Annotated in this window: 13 protein-coding genes and 3 tRNA genes; 6 read left to right on the forward strand and 10 right to left on the reverse strand. The window is 54.0% G+C overall.

Annotated elements, in window-relative coordinates; genetic code table 11:
- Window positions 1–9: 9 nt before the first annotated feature.
- The 4 genes from rlmM to OGV74_RS06980 form a co-directional block, all read right to left on the reverse strand.
- Window positions 10–1,110 (reverse strand): 23S rRNA (cytidine(2498)-2'-O)-methyltransferase RlmM, encoded by a 1,101-nt coding sequence (rlmM, locus tag OGV74_RS06965; RefSeq protein ID WP_086504510.1) that lies wholly within the window; start codon window positions 1,108–1,110, stop codon window positions 10–12.
- Window positions 1,103–1,498 (reverse strand): DUF423 domain-containing protein, encoded by a 396-nt coding sequence (locus OGV74_RS06970; RefSeq protein WP_086504511.1) that lies wholly within the window; start codon window positions 1,496–1,498, stop codon window positions 1,103–1,105. Before OGV74_RS06970 ends, rlmM begins: the two co-directional genes overlap by 8 nt.
- Before the next feature lie 18 nt (window positions 1,499–1,516).
- Window positions 1,517–2,434 carry a glycine cleavage system transcriptional regulator GcvA gene (gcvA, locus tag OGV74_RS06975; protein ID WP_003034035.1) on the reverse strand — a complete coding sequence of 306 codons (918 nt, stop codon included), beginning with the start codon at window positions 2,432–2,434 and terminating at the stop codon, window positions 1,517–1,519.
- Window positions 2,435–2,797: 363 nt separating this feature from the next.
- Window positions 2,798–3,025 carry a YgdI/YgdR family lipoprotein gene (locus tag OGV74_RS06980; RefSeq protein WP_003034032.1) on the reverse strand — a complete coding sequence of 76 codons (228 nt, stop codon included), beginning with the start codon at window positions 3,023–3,025 and terminating at the stop codon, window positions 2,798–2,800.
- A 192-nt stretch (window positions 3,026–3,217) separates the two neighbouring features.
- Between OGV74_RS06980 and csdA the strand changes: the two genes are divergently transcribed.
- Both csdA and csdE read left to right on the forward strand, forming a co-directional pair.
- The gene (gene csdA, locus OGV74_RS06985) at window positions 3,218–4,423 is read left to right on the forward strand and encodes a cysteine desulfurase CsdA (RefSeq protein WP_048218526.1); all 1,206 of its coding nucleotides are present in this window, start codon (window positions 3,218–3,220) and stop codon (window positions 4,421–4,423) included.
- Window positions 4,423–4,869 carry a cysteine desulfurase sulfur acceptor subunit CsdE gene (csdE, locus tag OGV74_RS06990; protein ID WP_048218527.1) on the forward strand — a complete coding sequence of 149 codons (447 nt, stop codon included), beginning with the start codon at window positions 4,423–4,425 and terminating at the stop codon, window positions 4,867–4,869. Before csdA ends, csdE begins: the two co-directional genes overlap by 1 nt.
- 77 nt (window positions 4,870–4,946) lie before the next feature.
- Here csdE and tcdA read toward each other — a convergent pair whose 3' ends face one another.
- Together tcdA and mltA are read right to left on the reverse strand one after the other, a co-directional pair.
- On the reverse strand, window positions 4,947–5,753 hold the full coding sequence (gene tcdA, locus OGV74_RS06995; RefSeq protein WP_048218528.1) for a tRNA cyclic N6-threonylcarbamoyladenosine(37) synthase TcdA: 807 nt from the start codon (window positions 5,751–5,753) through the stop codon (window positions 4,947–4,949).
- Between the two features lie 134 nt (window positions 5,754–5,887).
- Window positions 5,888–6,985, reverse strand: a complete 1,098-nt coding sequence (mltA, locus tag OGV74_RS07000; RefSeq protein ID WP_003034021.1) for a murein transglycosylase A — start codon at window positions 6,983–6,985, stop codon at window positions 5,888–5,890.
- Between the two features lie 205 nt (window positions 6,986–7,190).
- Here mltA and OGV74_RS07005 point away from each other — a divergent pair.
- The 3 genes from OGV74_RS07005 (at window position 7,191) to OGV74_RS07015 (ending at window position 7,512) form a co-directional block, all read left to right on the forward strand.
- Window positions 7,191–7,267, forward strand: a tRNA-Met gene (locus OGV74_RS07005).
- A 48-nt stretch (window positions 7,268–7,315) separates the two neighbouring features.
- Window positions 7,316–7,392: transfer RNA gene (locus OGV74_RS07010), tRNA-Met, on the forward strand.
- Between the two features lie 43 nt (window positions 7,393–7,435).
- A tRNA-Met gene (locus tag OGV74_RS07015) sits at window positions 7,436–7,512 on the forward strand.
- A 74-nt stretch (window positions 7,513–7,586) separates the two neighbouring features.
- On the opposite strand, the gene amiC is transcribed toward OGV74_RS07015, so the two are convergent.
- Window positions 7,587–8,840: an N-acetylmuramoyl-L-alanine amidase AmiC gene (amiC, locus tag OGV74_RS07020; protein WP_003034016.1), complete on the reverse strand. Its 1,254-nt coding sequence runs from the start codon at window positions 8,838–8,840 to the stop codon at window positions 7,587–7,589.
- A gap of 234 nt (window positions 8,841–9,074) precedes the next feature.
- On the opposite strand from amiC, the gene argA reads away from it, so the two are divergent.
- Complete coding sequence (gene argA / locus OGV74_RS07025) at window positions 9,075–10,406, forward strand: amino-acid N-acetyltransferase (RefSeq protein WP_003034012.1); 1,332 nt, start codon at window positions 9,075–9,077, stop codon at window positions 10,404–10,406.
- Window positions 10,407–10,529: 123 nt separating this feature from the next.
- Here argA and recD read toward each other — a convergent pair whose 3' ends face one another.
- From recD to ptrA, 3 genes are read right to left on the reverse strand one after another with little or no spacing between them, the layout of a single operon-like run.
- A complete protein-coding gene (gene recD / locus OGV74_RS07030) occupies window positions 10,530–12,359 on the reverse strand; it encodes an exodeoxyribonuclease V subunit alpha (RefSeq protein ID WP_086504512.1) in 1,830 nt (609 codons plus the stop codon).
- Entirely contained in the window at window positions 12,356–15,901 is a 3,546-nt protein-coding gene (recB, locus tag OGV74_RS07035; protein WP_086504513.1) for an exodeoxyribonuclease V subunit beta, read from the reverse strand. Before recB ends, recD begins: the two co-directional genes overlap by 4 nt.
- Complete coding sequence (ptrA, locus tag OGV74_RS07040) at window positions 15,894–18,782, reverse strand: pitrilysin (protein WP_086504514.1); 2,889 nt, start codon at window positions 18,780–18,782, stop codon at window positions 15,894–15,896. The genes recB and ptrA overlap by 8 nt, the downstream gene beginning before the upstream one ends.
- Between the last annotated feature and the right edge of the window lie 64 nt (window positions 18,783–18,846).

Consider the following 18,846-nt stretch of genomic DNA (forward strand, 5'->3'; position numbering starts at 1 on the left):
ATTGTAGCCTTATCGCTCGTCGCGACGACCGCCGACGGCCGCCCACAGACGACGTACGTGAACGGTTACTTCTTCACGGTCATGATACAGCTGACGCGCCTGAATTTGGGCATTTACGCCATGTTCATCAAGCTGGGCCTGAATGTAAGCCAGGTTCTGTGATACCTCTTCGTAGCGTTTTTTCATCGGCAGCTTGAGGTTGAATATTGCCTCACGACACCAGCCGTTGACCAGCCATTGTGCCATCAGCGCGGCGACCTTCGCCGGCTTCTCCACCATATCGCAGACCATCCACGAAATATTGTTCCGATTCGGACGGTATTTAAATCCGTCTTCACGCAGCCAGGTGACCTGTCCGGTATCCATCAGGCTTTGTGCCATTGGACCGTTATCCACGGAGTAAACCCACATGTTGCGTTTAACCAGCTGATAGGTCCATCCGCCCGGGCAGGCCCCTAAATCCACCGCATACATTCCGTTCGCCAGACGCTCATCCCATTCATCGGCAGGGATAAACACGTGCAGCGCTTCTTCCAGTTTCAGCGTTGAGCGGCTCGGCGCATCGGCCGGGAATTTCAGTCGCGGAATACCCATGTAGAACGGTGAGTTATTGTCAGGCCAGGAATAACCGGTATAACAACAGCCAGGGGCGATAAAGAAAACATGAACCACCGGACGTTTCGGCGTTTCATATTTTGCCAGTACGCCCGCTTCACGCAGCGCCGCGCGCAGCGGTACGGTAAATTTACGGCAGAACTTAACCAGCTCTTTGCTTTCATTGGTGTCGGCGACTTCGACACGCAGATCGCCACCCTTTTCCACCACGCCCTGCAGCATGCCAACGATCGGCGTAATGCGGTCTTCCGGCGGTAAATATTGCAGCAGTTCGCCCACCACAAACATTTGACGGGCAAAAATCAGTGAGCTAAACGGCAGCTCTTTCACTAGCTTTTCGGCATCATCCTGCTGATAGCATTCGAAGATGACGTAACCCGCATTGTCTTTCACGCGGGCAAAACCGAAGATTTCCCGGCGCCCTGCTTTATCCGTAATTTCTGCGGCGCACTCTTTTTCAAAACCCGGGCGACACAACAACACAACCTTATTCATGGCTAACGCTCTTACGTTTCAATCTAATAGCACCCACTAACATCAGCGCCCAGCCCACAAGGAAGCTGAAACCGCCGACGGGGGTAACAAACGCCCACAGGCGTAAATGAGAGAGTGCAAGGCAATACAGGCTGCCGCTAAACAGCACCGTTCCTAATGCCAGAAACACGCTACTCCAGTAAAACCAAATGCTAATGCGTCGCTGCATGGCGACGGCCAGGCCAAAGATAGCCAACGTATGGAACGCTTGATACTCAAGGCCAGTCTGGATCCACCCCATCTCAACGACACCGAGGGTTTTACTCAGAACATGTGCCCCAAAGGCACCCAACGCCACAAAGATAAAGCCACTTACGGCGGCAAAAATCAGCATAAAACGGCTGGTCATGTGAATACCCTACGTAAATTATTGTTCATAACGAAAGCGGAATTTTTCTTGTTCCGTGGCCGCTTTAGCCAAAATCCACTGACGGAAGGCGGCTATTTTACCCAGTTCTGCCTGACTGTCATGACAAACCAGATAAAATGCGTTTTTGCTGACCAGAACATCGTTAAACGGACAGACCAGACGTCCGGCTTCTATTTCGGACTGCGCCATGACGTTATTCGCCAGCGCAATCCCCTGTCCGTGGATAGCAGCCTGTAGCACCATGGCGCTATGGCTGAAGATAGGTCCCTGCTGTACGTTGATATGATTCAGGCCAAGCTGGCGCGTATAGGCTTGCCAGTCACGGCGCGACGCATCGTGCAATAATGTATGTTTAGCCAGATCGTCGGGCGTCTTCAACGGTTTATCACCGGTGAGTAATAGCGGCGAGCAGACCGGCAATAAATATTCTGCGTACAATTTTTCAACGCGCAGACCCGGCCAGTTGCCGCGTCCGTAGAAAATCGCCACATCTACATCGTCCGCCAGTTTGTCTTCCTGACGGTCCACCGCCTGGATCCTGACATCGATTCCCGGATAAGCTGAGTTAAAGCTAGAGAGTCTGGGCACCAGCCATTGGATCGCAAAACTGGGCAATAAACTGACGGTAAGTGCACCTTTTGCACTACGTGCCTGAAGTTTACGCGTCGCGTCGGTTAATTGCGAAAAAATCTCTTTGATGTCGAGGAAGTAGCTTTGACCTTCTTCCGTTAACAGCAAAGATCGATTGCGTCGACGAAACAGCTTCAGCCCCAGGAAATCCTCAAGAGACTTGATTTGATGACTTACTGCGGCCTGCGTCACAAAAAGCTCTTCTGCTGCGCGAGTAAAGCTCAAATGACGCGCTGCAGCATCAAAAACACGCAACGCATTTAAGGGTGGTAATCGTTTTGACATGACTTTTAGGCTTTGATGTTAAATGAATTTAACAATTAGCTAACAGGCTGTAACCTATTAGTTTTTTTTATCTGAGCCATTATAAATTGTCCGTTGAGGTTCTACCAGCAAATACCTATAGTGGCGGCACTTCCTGAAGCCGGAACGAAAAGTTTTATCGGAATGCGTGTTCTGGTGGGCTTTTGGCTTACGGTTGTGATGTTGTGTTGTTGTGTTTGCAATTGGTCTGCGATTCAGACCATGGTAGCAAAGCTACCCTTTTTCACTTCCTGTACATTTACCCTGTCTGTCCATAGTGATTAATGTAGCACCGCCAAATTGCGGTGCTTTTTTTTGTCCGACTCTTTGTCGATGGATGACCGGTTAGTTATCCAGTTCTACCATCTCTTTCACGTCAGTGCGGTTAATCTGCTGTTTGTTGCCGTTAGCGTCTTTATACGAAATCATCCCCGTTTCACTATCGGTCTGTGGCTTACCGTCAGCTACGATTGATCGACCATCGTTGGTGTGCATCACGTAATTCGAACCGGAACAGGCGCTCAGGGCAAAAGTCAGCATACAGGCAGAAATTATGGCGGCAGTCTTTTTCATCTTCTTCTCCTTAAAGCGATTTATGCTATTAAAAACACACTCCGTAACAGGCAAAATTGTTCACCTAACGCTATTTAGCATAAGACACTGAGCGGGCTTTGCCAGGATATCCAGAGTATTCCGATGGTTAGCGCAACCCTTGTATCAATGCCCTTTTTGCGCCACGATCGGTTTACTGAACTGAGGAATACCATGAACGCTTTTAACCCCGCGCAGTTTCGCGCACAATTTCCCGCACTCAACGATGCTGGCGTCTATCTCGACAGCGCTGCTACGGCGCTGAAGCCACAGGCGGTGATTGAGGCTACCCACCAGTTTTATAGCCTGAGCGCCGGAAACGTCCATCGCAGCCAGTTTGCTGAAGCCCAGCGCCTGACCGCACGCTATGAAGCCGCGCGGGAAAAAGTCGCAAGCCTGATTAATGCGCCGGATGACAAAACCATCGTCTGGACCCGCGGCACAACGGAAGCGATCAACATGGTTGCTCAAAGCTATGCGCGTCCACGCCTTCAGCCGGGTGATGAGATTATCGTTAGCGCAGCGGAACATCACGCCAACCTCGTGCCCTGGCTGATGGTCGCGGAGCAAACGGGGGCTAAGGTCGTCAAACTCCCACTCACCCCCGATTTATTGCCAGACGTTGAGCGCCTTACGCAACTCATTACCCCGCGCAGCCGCATTCTGGCACTCGGGCAAATGTCGAACGTCACCGGTGGCTGCCCGGATCTGGCCCGCGCCATCACGCTCGCCCATGCGGCTGGCATGGTGGTGATGGTTGATGGTGCCCAGGGGATTGTCCATTTTCCTGCCGACGTACAACAGTTAGATATTGATTTCTATGCGTTCTCGGGCCACAAGCTGTATGGCCCAACCGGTATTGGCGTGCTGTACGGTAAGCCTGAATTACTGGAAGCTATGTCACCGTGGCTCGGCGGCGGAAAGATGATTAGCGAAGTCAGCTTCGACGGTTTCACCACCCAGGCAGCCCCATGGAAGCTGGAGGCCGGTACGCCTAACGTTGCTGGCGTTATCGGGCTAAGCGCAGCGCTCGAATGGCTGGCGGACGTCGACGTTGCACAGGCCGAAAACTGGAGCCGGGGTCTGGCGACGCTGGCAGAAGATGCGCTGGCGAAACGCCCCGGCTTTCGGTCCTTCCGCAGCCAGGATTCCAGTCTGTTAGCCTTTGATTTCTCGGGTGTTCATCACAGCGATATGGTTACGCTATTGGCCGAATATGGCATTGCGCTGCGCGCGGGGCAACACTGCGCGCAACCGCTACTGGCAGAACTGGGCGTATCCGGGACACTACGCGCCTCATTTGCCCCTTATAATACACAAAGCGATGTGGATGCGTTGGTCGCAGCCGTCGACCGCGCGCTGGAAATATTGGTGGATTAATGACAAGCCCTTTGTTCGCCGGACACCCGTTTGGCACAACCGTAACCGAAGAGACGTTACGCAATACCTTTATCCCGCTCACTCAGTGGGAAGATAAATATCGTCAGCTGATACTGCTGGGTAAGCAGTTGCCGGCGCTTCCGGATGCGCTAAAAGCACGGGCCAAAGAAATCGCGGGCTGTGAAAACCGCGTCTGGCTGGGGCATACTCTTCATGAGAATGGCACTCTGCATTTCTTTGGTGACAGCGAAGGTCGAATAGTACGCGGGCTGTTGGCGGTATTACTCACCGCGGTCGAAGGTAAAACGGCCGCCGAGTTACTGGCGCATTCACCAATGGAATTATTTGACGAGCTGGGTTTACGCGCGCAGCTCAGCGCCTCGCGTAGCCAGGGGCTACATGCTCTTAACGAGGCGATTCTTGAGGTTGCTCAGAAAGCCGGATGACGGCGCTGATACGTCTTATCCGGCTTACAACACCGCACAAACCGTAGGTCGGATAAGCATAGCGCCATCCGACACAATCAGAGCTGGCGCGCCGCTTTGGCCATCATCTTCTTCAGCGCATGGGAGACGGCAACAAAACCAAAGGTGGCGGTCACCATCGTGGCCGCGCCAAACCCGGATGCGCAATCCATACGTTTCGGCCCTTCCGCCGTCGCTTTCATCGCACATACCGAGCCATCTGCCTGCGGGTACACCAGCGCTTCGGTCGAGAACACACAGTCCACGCCCAGCTTGCCTTTGCTGTTTTTCACCACGCCAAAATCGCTTTTCAGCCGCTCACGTAGCTTGGCCGCCAACGGATCCTGGATGGTTTTTGCCAAATCAACGACCTGAATCTGCGTAGGATCGATCTGTCCGCCCGCACCACCGGTGGTCACCAGCGGAATTTTGTTACGCCGACAGTACGCGATCAGTGCCGCTTTTGGGCGCACGCTATCAATCGCATCAATGACATACGAAAATCCCGCACTCATATATTCAGCAACGTTATCCGGCGTGACAAAATCATCGACCACGTTCACCCGGCACTCCGGGTTAATCTGGCGGATACGTTCAGCCATCACTTCAGCTTTTGCCAGGCCGACGTTATCGCGTAAAGCATGGATCTGGCGGTTAGTATTGGTGACACACACATCATCCATATCGATGAGCGTGATGGCGCCAATGCCGGTTCGCGCTAGCGCTTCCGCCGCCCATGACCCCACTCCGCCAATCCCAACCACGCAAACGTGCGATTGAGCAAACAGTTGCAGCGCATTTTCGCCATACAGACGCGCCGTACCGCCAAAACGCTGACGCCAGGCATCACTTATAACCACAGACATAGAACCTCAGATATAGAAAACAAAAAGAGCGGACAAATACCGCCCTTGATGACTGCATCACTGCCTGATGGTGGCTGCGCCTTATCAGGCCTACTCAATAATTCAGGCTTGATAAGCGAAGCGCCATCCGGCAATTAACCGCTGAACACGTTACCCGCACCCGGCGCTGTTTTTAGTACCCATACGCGACCGTAATGATTATACCACCCGGCACGGTGTCCGGCGTCTGCGCCAATACCCTGATAGATGTCGAAGTGCTGCCCTTTTATCGCCCCGCCCACATCCAACGCCACCATCAGACGCAGTTCGTACTGGCCGGTAAACTTGCCGTTATTGTCCAGTAACGGGACTTCCGCCAGTAACGTTGTGCCCGCAGGAATGATACTGCGGTCAGAAGCCACTGATGCGCGGCCAATCAACGGTACCGCGCTGGCCCCTTTCACCGGAGCAAAAGATTGTGGTTTAAAGAAGACAAACGATGGGTTCTGCTCCAGCAGCTCACGCACTTCGGCTTCGCTGTGCGTTTCACCCCAATGACGAATAGCCTGCATCGACATATCTTCTTTTTTCACTTCGCCACGGTCGATAAGCACTTTACCGATACTGCGATAGGCGTGGCCGTTTTTCCCGGAATAGCTAAAGAAGTTGAGCGGGCTGCCATCGCCAAAATCGATGTAACCACTGCCCTGAACATCCATAATGAAGTTATCCATCAGGGAGTTGCTGTATGCCAGAATATAATTGTCGCTTAGCGCGCCCGCGTAGATCTCGGCACGGGATGGTAAGCGCCCACGTTTTGGCGGCATACGATAGATAGGATACTGAAACTCGCCCTGGCGCGTATGCCGCGCCTGGATAACCGGCGTGTAGTAACCGGTAAACTGGACGTTACCGTAGTTATCAGCCCCTTCCATTTGCCATGCATCAATACCAAACTGACGCATACTGCGCGTATCACCGCCCGCGCGTAACCATTGCTGGATAGCGTTGTAGACGTTGCTCTGGTTACCGTACAAACGTGGCGAAGCGCTGCGAATTTGATTAACCTGCTCGGCGAAATCACCGGCATTGATTGGTGCGCCAACCGCATCAGGCTGGTTCACCAGTGAGAAAGGCTGGGTAAATTTCCCGTCTTTATACTGCTGCCCACGATCGGTGGGTTTTGAGGAACACGCGGCGAGCATCGCGACTACTGCTCCCGCCAGAAGATATTTTGCCCAACGTCCTTTCATTGTTCTCGTCTTATGTTGCCTGAATGCGAGACGAAGATAACAAACCCCCGAACCTAATGAAATGCGTATACATACCCGAACGCAAATTTTGAGCAAAAAATAATCCAGAATGCGTTGTTTTTGTTCATTTTCACCCTAAAAACGTGATCAAGGTGAAAAAAGGGTTGCATGAAAATGCGAGCAGAGTATAGTGCGCATCCACGGACGCGGGGTGGAGCAGCCTGGTAGCTCGTCGGGCTCATAACCCGAAGGTCGTCAGTTCAAATCTGGCCCCCGCAACCAATTAAAATCAGAAGCAGTAACGTTACTCGATGGAAGAGTAATGACGGACGCGGGGTGGAGCAGCCTGGTAGCTCGTCGGGCTCATAACCCGAAGGTCGTCGGTTCAAATCCGGCCCCCGCAACCAATATAATCTGATACAAGTTTACTCGATGAAGAGTAAAGACGGACGCGGGGTGGAGCAGCCTGGTAGCTCGTCGGGCTCATAACCCGAAGGTCGTCGGTTCAAATCCGGCCCCCGCAACCAACATTATGAACACCCTGACGGGTGTTTTTTTGTATCTGCGGTCCGTAAAAAAAGCGCTTTTCAGCGCTTTTTTGTTATCCCCTTCTCGCCAGTGTCGCCCCATCGGCAAAATAGGCTTTAATCCCTGCCAGAATCGACTCTGCAACTTCCTGCTGGAAGGTCGCCGTTTTGAGTTTGCGCTCTTCCTCAACGTTACTGATAAATGCCGTTTCGACCAGAATGGACGGGATATCCGGCGCTTTCAGTACCGCAAACCCGGCCTGTTCAACTTGGTTTTTATGCAGGTTGTTGATTTTACCAAGCTTATTCAATACCGCTTTACCAAACTTCAGGCTGTCGGCGATGGTCAGCGACTGCACCATGTCAAACATGGTGTGGTCGACGTAACGGTCACCGCTCTTACTGACGCCACCAATGAGATCCGAGGCGTTCTGGGTCTGCGCCAGATATTTCGCTGCGGTACTGGTCGCGCCTTTGGTCGAGAGCGCAAACACCGAAGAACCGCTGGGTTGTCGACTGGTAAAGGCATCGGCGTGAATAGAGACAAACAGGTCTGCACGCTGCTTCTGCGCTTTCGCCACGCGGACTTTAAGCGGAATGAAGATATCTTCATTTCGTGTCATAAAGACCTTCATGTTGCCCTCTTTCTCTATGAGGGCTCGCAGGCGGCGGGCAATCTGCAGCACCACATCCTTTTCACGCGTCTTGTATTTCCCCACCGCACCGGAGTCTTCTCCGCCGTGGCCCGGATCCAACATAATGACAATGGGACGATCGCGCCCCGCTTTACCCGGCTGCGGGCCACTTTGTGCAGGTGGCACCTGTTTATCCAGATCGCCCTTGTTGTAATCTTCCAGCAATGCCAGCAGCGGGTCCTGAACGTCCTGGGCATTCGCGGGATAGAGATCCATCACCAGACGTTCTTTAAAGCCTGCCACCGGAGCCAGCGCAAAAAGTTGCGGCTTCACATTCTGTTTCAGCTCGAACACCATCCGCACAGTCTTTGGATCAAACTGGCCAACGCGCGCCGACTTAATATACGGATCGTCAGGACGAATCTGCGTCCCAATGCCCTTGAGCACCGAGTTCAAATTAACGTCTTCAATATCCACAACCACACGCTCAGGATTACTCAGGGCAAACTGTTTGTATTTCAGCAGACGGTTAGATTCTACCGTGACGCGAGTGTAGCTGGACGCAGGCCAGATACGTACGGCAACGACCTGACTCACGGCTGCCAGACCCACCTGGCTGACGCTCAAAAGCCACATAGCACCCGCACCTTTCAATAAACGGCGGCGACTGATTGCTGAATTGGATCCCGACATGCTTCTCCCGAGCAAAAGAAATCTTTTTAGAGGTAATACGTAAAACGTCCGAATTGACCGGAAACTTTAGCGAATGACGCATAATCTGTCATCTATAAAAGGGTAAACATTCTTTTTATATTCACGGTATTACTGATAAAAATCTTCAGCATGGGTAAAAATTACGCTTGCGCACAGAACCAAAACAGAATAAAAATACACAAATTACGAATAATCATGCAATGAGGGTGTGCCGTGGTGAAGGAGCGTAGAACCGAACTGGTACAGGGATTCCGCCATTCTGTTCCCTATATCAATACCCATCGGGGAAAAACGTTTGTCATTATGCTGGGCGGTGAAGCCATCGAGCATGAAAACTTTTCCAGTATCGTCAATGACATTGGTCTTCTTCATAGCCTCGGCATCCGCCTGGTCGTGGTCTATGGCGCTCGACCGCAGATTGATGCCAATCTTGCGGCGCATCATCATGAGCCGGTGTACCACAAAAACACGCGCGTCACCGATGCGAAAACCCTGGAGCTGGTCAAACAGGCTGCAGGGCTACTTCAGCTTGATATTACCGCCCGCCTGTCGATGAGCCTGAATAATACGCCATTGCAGGGTGCACACATCAATGTGGTCAGCGGTAATTTTATTATCTCCCAGCCGCTGGGCGTTGATGACGGCGTAGATTACTGCCATAGCGGGCGTATTCGTCGCATCGATGAAGATGCCATTCACCGCCAGTTAGATAGCGGCGCGATTGTGTTGATGGGCCCGGTCGCCGTTTCCGTCACTGGTGAGAGCTTTAATCTGACGTCAGAAGAGGTCGCCACACAGTTGGCTATCAAACTGAAGGCAGAGAAAATGATCGGTTTTTGCTCGTCTCAGGGTGTCACCAACGATGATGGCGATATTATTTCCGAGTTGTTTCCTAACGAAGCTCAGGCTCGCGTTGAGTTGCAGGAAGAGAAAGGCGATTACAGCTCCGGTACGGTGCGTTTCCTGCGCGGAGCAGTGAAAGCCTGTCGCAGTGGCGTACGCCGCTGCCATCTGATCAGCTATCAGGAAGATGGCGCCTTGTTGCAAGAACTGTTCTCCCGTGACGGCATCGGTACGCAGATCGTGATGGAAAGCGCCGAGCAGATCCGTCGCGCTACCATCAACGATATCGGCGGGATTCTGGAGCTTATCCGCCCGCTGGAACAGCAAGGTATTCTGGTCCGCCGCTCGCGCGAGCAGTTGGAAATGGAGATCGACAAATTCACGATTATTCAGCGTGATAACCTGACTATCGCCTGTGCCGCTCTTTACCCTTTCCCGGAAGAGAGAATTGGCGAAATGGCGTGCGTAGCGGTACATCCGGACTACCGTAGCTCGTCGCGCGGGGAAGTGTTGCTGGAACGGATCGCCGCGCAGGCCCGGCAGATGGGGCTGAGCAAGCTGTTCGTGCTGACCACGCGCAGCATTCACTGGTTTCAGGAGCGAGGCTTCACGCCGGTAGATATCGACCTGCTGCCGGAAAGCAAAAAAGAGATGTACAACTATCAGCGGCGGTCAAAAGTGCTGATGGCGGATTTGGCATAGGAGTGGTTGCCGGATGCGGCATACAGTTCGCTGGCACATCTTTGGTATGCAGATCGTAGGCTGATCAGACGCGATAGCGTCGCCATCAGGCACACAGCCGGATGGCGCTGACGCTTGTCCGGCCTACATCATGCCATCATTAAACAACGCCGACAATCCGCTGCGGCGTTCGGTTCGGGTGGCAATGGCGCCACTCAATATCCGCTCATCGGCATATAGCGACAAACGACGGCGCGCGCGGGTAACGGCGGTATAGACCAGTTCGCGAGTCACCACAGGTGAATGCTGGTTGGGTAAAATCAACGCCGCGTGGTCAAACTCAGATCCCTGCGATTTATGCACCGTCATTGCCCAGGTGGTTTCATGTTCAGGCAAGCGGCTGGGCTGAACCGATTTGATAGAACCGTCCGGCAGCGCAAACCACACCCTCAGACCCTGCCCACGATCCAGGGCAATGCCAATATCACCGTTAAATAATCCCAGCGAACTCTCATTGCGCGCGATCATCACTGGCCTTCCTTCATACCAGCGGCTATGCGTCGAACGGTGAATTTTGCGTTTTTGCGCCATCACCTGCTCAATGCGTTCATTCAAACCACCCACGCCAAACGGACCTTCCCGCAGGGCACACAATAGCTGATACTCATTGAAGGCCTGAATGACAGCATCCGGCTCGACGCGCTCGCGCAGTAAATCCAGATAGTGACCATAACCCGCCAGCGCTTCCTCCAGCATCGCAGCGTAATCTTCGCTGCTGTGCAGAGCGCGTTTTTCGATGTCGCCAAATCCCTGCTGGAAGACCGTTTTTATCGCGGCTTTGTCACCACGATTAATCGCCGCAGCCAACTGACCGATTCCGGAATCGCTACCGAAACGGTAGCTCTTTTGCAGCAGGCACAAACTGTCGCGCAGAGCAGCCGCCTGAGTTCCCGAACCAGCCGGAATAGTGGTTTCAGTCAGGCGACTAAGCTGGCGGGCACGCTCCGGGGTAAAACCATCACCGACGAAAGCACAGATATCCCCCAGTACCGCCCCCGCTTCAACAGAAGCGAGCTGGTCGCGATCGCCCAGAAAAATCACCCGCCCGTGTGGCGGTAGCGCATCGATAAGGCGCGACATCATCGGCAAATCGATCATCGAGGCTTCATCCACTACCAGCACGTCAAGATGCAGCGGGTTTCCTGCATGATGCCGCAAACGTTGGCTACCAGGCTGAGCGCCTAATAATCGATGCAGCGTACTGGCATCATCGGGAATGCGCTTCTTTTGCTCATCGGTCAGCGGCAGTTCACGCAACGCCGCGCCCAGCGAGGCGGTCAGACGTGCTGCTGCTTTTCCCGTGGGCGCCGCCAGGCGAATACGACAGCGTTCACCGTCCGCCATCTGAATCAACGCCGCCAGAAGCCTCGCCACCGTTGTTGTTTTTCCGGTCCCCGGTCCGCCGGAGATCACCGATATACGCCGGGTGAGCGCGACAGCAGCGGCCACTTTTTGCCAGTTAACGCCTTCAACGGGCGGAAACAGCGCTGCCAGCGTGTGGGTCAGCCGTTGTTCATCCACCTCAATGGCGTAGTTAACCTCACCGAAAAAGCGCGCCACCGCGCGTTCGTTATGCCACATCCGGTTCAGATACAAACGATCGCCGTACAGCACCAGCGGTGTGGGCTGCTCGCCACGGCTTACCGCCCCGGAGGCCAGCAGGCATTCCGCCCAGTCTTCGGGCTCTCCCGCTTCAGCGAGCCAGGCGCTTAACAGAGGATGGGCGTCCTCACTTCGGGATAGACGCGAAAGCGGTAAGCAGACGTGCCCTTCTCCTGCTTCACGGCTGAGCAACGCCGCTGCCAGCGCAACGGCAGGGTTATCATTTCCGGCAACCGCCAGCGCGAACTGGGCATCCAGAGGGCGGAGCTGCTTTTGCTCAACGGCTTCCAGTAATCGTTTCTGGATTGTCATGACATCTCCTCCAGCGGCACACCGGCAAACAACTCGTCCATCAAAGCGATCAACTCTCCGTCAGGTCGGGTCGCATAAATTCCCTGCTGCGGATTTTCACGGTCAACGCCACGCAGGAAGAGATAGATAACGCCGCCAAAATGGCGTTCATAATCGTAATCAGCAATGCGATGGCGCAAGTAGCGATGCAGCGCCAGAGTATAAAGTTGATACTGCAGGTCGTAGCGATGCGCCTGCATGGCAGAGGCCATCGCCTGCTGCGTATAGGCGGAGCTGTCTTCACCCAGCCAGTTCGATTTGTAATCGAGCAGGTAATAGCGCCCCTGGTGGCGGAATACCAGGTCAATAAAGCCTTTTAGCATGCCGCGCACCTGCATAAAGTCCAACGCAGGGCACCCCGCCGAGAGCGGATCGTACTGGCGAATTAACGCATCAAGTTGGCTGGCCATCAGCGGCTGCGAAATCGGCAGATAAAACTCCATCTCCACCTGTTTTTCTCGCGCGGAAAGCTGGCTCAAACTCACGCCCGTCTCGTTGAGAGGCGCCTGCAAAATGGCGTCCAGCCATTCGGCCAAAACCGGCGTCCAGTGCGCTTCATAACCGCCCAACGCCAGTTGCTCCTCGACCCAATGCGGATCCACCGGCTGCGTAAAATCGAGATTTTCAAACAGGCTATGCAAGAACGTACCCGGCGAAGCGCCGCGCGGGAACTGATGCGGTGTGAGTCCTGATTCTTCAATAACCTCACCGACGCCTGCGGCATCGATATCCAGTCGTGGGATCAGATCCTGCGCGATACCATGTCCACGCTGTTGCAGACCGGAATAACTGGTCACGCGCCAGCTATCGCCGGGCGTACGCTGCAGTATTTTTGCACTCAGTTCACTGCTAACAGACTGCGCAACCTGCCAGGGTTCGCCGTCAGGCTGCGCGGGAGTCTGGCAAGCAATATCGTTGCTGCAAAGCGCTTCAATCGCGCCACGCAGACCCGTGGCATCCATCGGCTCACCTTTTTGCAACAGGCGACCAAGGGCGCTCTGATGCACATCGGTATCCCCTTTTTTATCGCCCCGACGTCGTACCAACGGCGCAACGCCAAGGCTGCAGTGCCATACCGAACGGGTTAGCGCGACATACAGCAAACGCAGGTCTTCCGCCAGACGTTCCGCTTCTGCCAGCTCAACGCTCTCCTCGGCATCGCTGAGATCCAGCACTGCTTCAAAGGAGCTGCGATCGTGGTAGAAAGCCTGATCCTGGACGCGGAAATTGGTGATAAATGGCAGCCAGACCAGCGGATATTCCAGCCCTTTCGATTTATGGATGGTGACGATTTTAACCAAATGCTTGTCGCTTTCGAGCCTGAGCTGCTGACTGGACGCATTGCTGTCGGGTTCAAGAATATGCTGGGACAACCAGCGCACCAGCGCATGCTCGCTTTCCAGCTGCGAGCCCGCTTCCTGCAACAGTTCGCTGATATGTAAAATGTCGGTCAGTCGACGTTCGCCCCCCGCCGTCGCCAGCAGGTTCTCCGCAATCTGGCGGGCAGCCATCAGCGCGCGCAGCATCGGCATCACGCCGCGTTTATGCCAGATCTGACGATAACCATCGAACTCCTCGACCACCGCATCCCAGGCATTTTCGTCGTTATTTAACGCTTCAAGATCCTGCGCATTCAGCCCCATCATTGAGGTCGCCAGCGCGCTACGCAGCGTGTTCTCACGCTCCGGTGTCATCACCGCCTGCAGCACCCACAGCAGCTCCTGTGCTTCCAGCGTTTCAAATACGCTGTCACGGTTAGAGAGGTAGACGGAGGGAATGGCCAGTTGCGTCAGCGCATCGCGGACCAGCGCCGCTTCCTGGCGGCTACGTACCAGTACGCTGATGTCCGACGCGCGTACCGGGCTGGATGCTTTGCCACTGACCAGTTGCGCAGCGCCAGAATGTCCGGCCTTAAGCCAGTCGCGAATTTGCGTGGCGCACACCTGCGCCATGTAGTTCTGATAGTCGCCGACGCCACAGCTTTCCCCTTCCATCAGCCACATACTCATGGCTGGCTGCGTTTCACCGTGTAAAACAAACTGAAGCGACTGGTTTTTTTCTGCGAATTTTACCGGGCTGAAGGGGATTTCGCGGAACATAAAGGCGTCGTCCATCTGGCTGAAAAGCGTATTCACGCTATTGACCATGCCAGGGGCCGAACGCCAGTTGGTATCAAGCGTATAGTGTGCGCTGACTTCGCTGCGCGCCTTCATATAGGTGAAGATATCCGCGCCGCGAAACGCGTAAATCGCCTGTTTTGGATCGCCAATCAGCAGAAGTGCGGTATCCGGCTGATGCTGCCAGATCCGACGAAAAATACGGTACTGCTGCGGATCGGTATCCTGGAATTCATCGATCATGGCAACCGGAAAACGGGTGCGAATAGCCGTCGCCAGCGCATCGCCGCTTTCACTGCGCAACGCTGCATCCAGACGGCTGAGCATATCGTCAAAACCCAGCTCGCCGCGGCGGCGTTTCTCCTCGGCAACCGCCGCGCGGATCTCCGCCAGCGCCCGGGTGATCACCAGATCGCGCAGGGTTAACGGTTCGCTAAGCAGTTCATCAATAGCGACGAAAAGCGGGTGCTGAGGCGTTACGCCGCCCGCTTTGGTTCGCTCTTCTAAAAAGCGCTGGGAGAATTTCTCCAACGCATCAGGCAACTGATAGCTTTGGGTTTCTTCCTGCGCCCATGCGCTGATCTTTTCGATCCACTTACCCTGGTTAGCGCGATTAAATTTACGCCGATCGATCCCGGAGGCTTCCAGCAGACCATCCAGCTCATCAACAGAATCACGCCATTGCTGCTTGATCTGGTTAATGCGTGCAAGAATTTGTTCATGCCGGGAGGCCAGCGTTTCGTCATCGGGCGGAGGAGCCTTGATAACCGGTGCTTCCCCTTGCAGATAGCGATCGATATCTCTCAGCAGCGCCTGCGGCCCTTTCCACGTTTCAAAAACCACCTGCGCAATGTCGCGGGGCAACGGGTAGCAGTGCCGACGCCAGAAGTCCGCGCAGGCCTGATAGCGCAGCAGCGATTCATCCTCTATCAGCTGCTGTTCGAACAGCATGCCAGACTCAAAGGCGTTAAGGCTGAGCATACGCTGACAAAAACCGTGGATGGTAAACACCGCCGCTTCATCCATCTGTCTTTCAGCCAATAACAGCCACTGAGCAGCCTGTTTTTTATCGGCAATTTCATCTAACAAACGGGCATATAGCGGGTTGTCGGTGGTTTCACGCAGGCAGGCAATTCGCAGTTCATGAATGTTGCTACGAATTCGACCGCGCAACTCTTCGGTAGCCGCCTCAGTGAAGGTGACTACCAGCAGTTCTTCGACGGTCAGAGGACGAGGAAAGGCGGCAGAGCCGCCCAGTCCAAGCAGTAAACGTAAATACAGGGCGGCGATGGTAAAGGTTTTACCGGTGCCCGCAGAGGCTTCAATCAGACGCTCGCCCGTCAGGGGCAAACGCAGTGGATCAAGGGACTCAGCGGCATCATTCATTCTTATCACTCATCAGGGGTAAGGTTTGCTGCAACGCGCTGACGGTCTGCCACACTTTCCAGCCTTCCGGGTGCACATATTCTGCTTGCCCGTTCTGACTGCCGGAAACCTGTGACAATATCGCCATGCCTTGCGGCTCAACCACCGCCTGATGGAAGAAGTCGGCAAGTTTTTGCGGCGTCAGCAGTTTAATCTGAGCCACTATTTTATCACGTGAATCGAAGCGCATATTGCCGCGATCAAAATCTTTGCTTAACTGTGAGGCTTCTGCCCCCAGCGTTTGCGGCGCCTGCAGCATTTGCGCAATAATCGCCTGCTGAATTTGCGCGAACTCTTCAGGTTTCATCGCCCGCAGCTTCGCTTCCGCCGTCGGGAAGAACGCTTTATAACGCTCCCAGAGGTAAGACGGCTGCTTATCACTGCTTTGCAGCAGGAACCCCATTCCCCACTGACGGCCAACGCTCATCGGGAAAGCAAATACGGCGTAACCTAACTGTTCTTCAGTACGCAACTGATTGTAGAACCACGGCTGAACAATCTGCCCCAACATGGCGCTGTAGGCTGAACTGGTGTATTCATCGTATCCGGTTGGCACAAATACCGCCGCCAGTGCTGAATCCGTGCTGCTGCCTGCTTTTTCAAAGATGACGGACTGCTTCTTGTCCACCACCACATCTTTGTTGCGACACCACTGTGACCCGTTCGCACCAAGCTGTTTTTGGATATCCCGCGCCATGCTCGTTGTCTGAGCTTCGCTCATATTGCCAATGACCAGGAATTCAGGTCGCGCACCGGTTTTTAAGGCGTCGCGGTAGGTCATCACCTCTTTCAGGGTGATGGAAGGCAGCAACTGACGGCGCTCATCACGTGAAAAATAAGGCACCTGAGAAAGCATCTGCACCGGCATAATAGCCTGATCGTAGGCTTTACCCTTTTCTGCGGAATCCATCATCTGGGCATACCAGGATTTCGCCTGTTCCAGTTGTTCATCCGTTGAGGTATAGCTGAAATAGCCGCTCAGCAGCGCCTGAAAAAGCTGCGGCAAACGTTGGGTGTAGCCGTTGGCGTTAAGCATCAACCCATTGTTAGCGTTGGTAGAGAAACCAATTCCACCTACCGATGCCTGGTTACTTAACTGATCGAGCGCAATCCCCGCCAGGTAATCGTTAAGTGCGAATAAGACCTGGTTGCGGGCGCTGTCCATGGCTTTCGGGTTACGCAGGATCACGCTGACGTCAGCCTTCGGCTCGCTGGCAAAATACTGGCTTGGGGCATACACCACGCGTAAATCCGGCTCATCAACAATCAGCTCCGGATGAGCGTATTTTTTATCCGTCTTAATCAGCGTGAAATCATCCGGAATGTAGGGGTTCACCTCCGGTAACGACAGCGCAATGCCCTGTGCTTTTTGCTGCCAGTCGGCAAAGGTTTTGTCGCTGATTTTATCCACCTGGTAAGGCGCATCGACAAAATAAGCGGTTTTATTATGCGGCTCTTTCGCGCTGATATACCAGATACGCGCATTCTGCGGCGTCATCATTGCCAGACGTTGCTCAACAGCTTTCGCATCGTACTGGTCAGCAATATTCACCGCATCCAGCGTATGCTCGACGGGAACGCGGATCATGGTATCAGCTAGCCATTCCACGTAGTCCATATCACGGGTGATGGAGGGATAACGGAAATCGAGATCCAGCACATGTGCCAGCTCGTCAAAATAGCGTTTATCGACGCCTTTCTCGCGTAACAAATTGAGGTAGCTAAAGATTGCCGCGACAACTTCATCGCGATTCGCCAGCCCCTTGTCGGTTAACGTCGCGGAAATGGCTAACACGCCGCTGTTCCCGTTGACCACCGGATCGGAGTCTGCGCGAATACCTTCAACCAGGCCCTGCTTTTGCAGCCAGTCAGACAATGTGCCCGGACTACGATTGCCAATCAGGTAGGTCACCAGCTCATCGGTTTTACTGCGGAACTGCGCGCTGTTGTTATCGATACGAAACTCGACGCGCAATACTTTACGCGGCATTGCCGGAACATAGTGGATGATGATGCCCTTTTGCGCATCAGTGACGACCGGTACGGTAATTTCAGGCTTTTCGATATTTCTGTTCGGCACGCGCCCAAAGGTGTCAGCCGCTATCCGCGCCAGCTCTGGCAGCGGTTTATTGCTATAAATCACCGCCTTCATCAGGTTCGCGGAGTAGTACTTTTCATGAAATTTTTGTAACGCCTGTACCACCGGGTTGCCCGGTTTGTCACTTAATGTCTCTAGATTCCCGCCAGAGAAACGCGAGCCAGGGTGCGCCGGGTTGATAGTCTCAGCGCTCACCTGAGCCATACGCATCCCGTCTCGGGTACGCGCCAGCGTCAGCTCGGAGTTAACCGCGTTACGCTCACGGTCGGCATATTTTTTATCCAATAATGGATCGGCAATAGCATCCGCCAGGCGATCCACCGCCCCCACCAACGCGTCATTTTCGACTTCAAGATAGAAGGCCGTACGATAAGGCGCAGTGCTGGCATTGTGGCTACCACCGTGCATTTTCAGAAATTCAGCCAGGCTGTCCGGCTGCGGGTATTTTTTCGAGCCCATCAGGCACATGTGTTCGAGATAGTGCGCCAGTCCCTGATGATCGTCCGGATCTTCCAGCGAGCCCACGGGGACTACCAGTGCAGAAAGGGATTTCACGGCCTGAGGATCGGATACCAGCAGCACAACCATGCCGTTATCAAGGCGCACGGCCTGATACTGACGGGTATCTTTATCGCTTTTACGGATGGTTTCAGCTAAAGGCTGCCAACCGGTATCTGCCTGACTTACGGGAACCCAAAGGGCGACGAACAACAGTAATGCGCTGAACCAGGTGCTGCGGGGCATTCACAAACCTCATCATTAACGTATTCACCTGTTCACTACAAACCACGCATAAATACATGGTCTG

It is taken from the genome of Citrobacter sp. Cf116, assembly GCF_030336505.1.
Lineage (GTDB): Bacteria > Pseudomonadota > Gammaproteobacteria > Enterobacterales > Enterobacteriaceae > Citrobacter > Citrobacter freundii.

Excerpts from the sequence above, each read along its gene's own strand:
- rlmM (WP_086504510.1), bottom strand. The coding sequence starts at position 1,110 with ATGAATAAGGTTGTGTTGTTGTGTCGCCCGGGTTTTGAAAAAGAGTGC.
- OGV74_RS06970 (WP_086504511.1), bottom strand. The coding sequence starts at position 1,498 with ATGACCAGCCGTTTTATGCTGATTTTTGCCGCCGTAAGTGGCTTTATC.
- gcvA (WP_003034035.1), bottom strand. The coding sequence starts at position 2,434 with ATGTCAAAACGATTACCACCCTTAAATGCGTTGCGTGTTTTTGATGCT.
- OGV74_RS06980 (WP_003034032.1), bottom strand. The coding sequence starts at position 3,025 with ATGAAAAAGACTGCCGCCATAATTTCTGCCTGTATGCTGACTTTTGCC.
- csdA (WP_048218526.1), top strand. The coding sequence starts at position 3,218 with ATGAACGCTTTTAACCCCGCGCAGTTTCGCGCACAATTTCCCGCACTC.
- csdE (WP_048218527.1), top strand. The coding sequence starts at position 4,423 with ATGACAAGCCCTTTGTTCGCCGGACACCCGTTTGGCACAACCGTAACC.
- tcdA (WP_048218528.1), bottom strand. The coding sequence starts at position 5,753 with ATGTCTGTGGTTATAAGTGATGCCTGGCGTCAGCGTTTTGGCGGTACG.
- mltA (WP_003034021.1), bottom strand. The coding sequence starts at position 6,985 with ATGAAAGGACGTTGGGCAAAATATCTTCTGGCGGGAGCAGTAGTCGCG.
- amiC (WP_003034016.1), bottom strand. The coding sequence starts at position 8,840 with ATGTCGGGATCCAATTCAGCAATCAGTCGCCGCCGTTTATTGAAAGGT.
- recD (WP_086504512.1), bottom strand. The coding sequence starts at position 12,359 with ATGACAATCCAGAAACGATTACTGGAAGCCGTTGAGCAAAAGCAGCTC.
- recB (WP_086504513.1), bottom strand. The coding sequence starts at position 15,901 with ATGAATGATGCCGCTGAGTCCCTTGATCCACTGCGTTTGCCCCTGACG.
- ptrA (WP_086504514.1), bottom strand. The coding sequence starts at position 18,782 with ATGCCCCGCAGCACCTGGTTCAGCGCATTACTGTTGTTCGTCGCCCTT.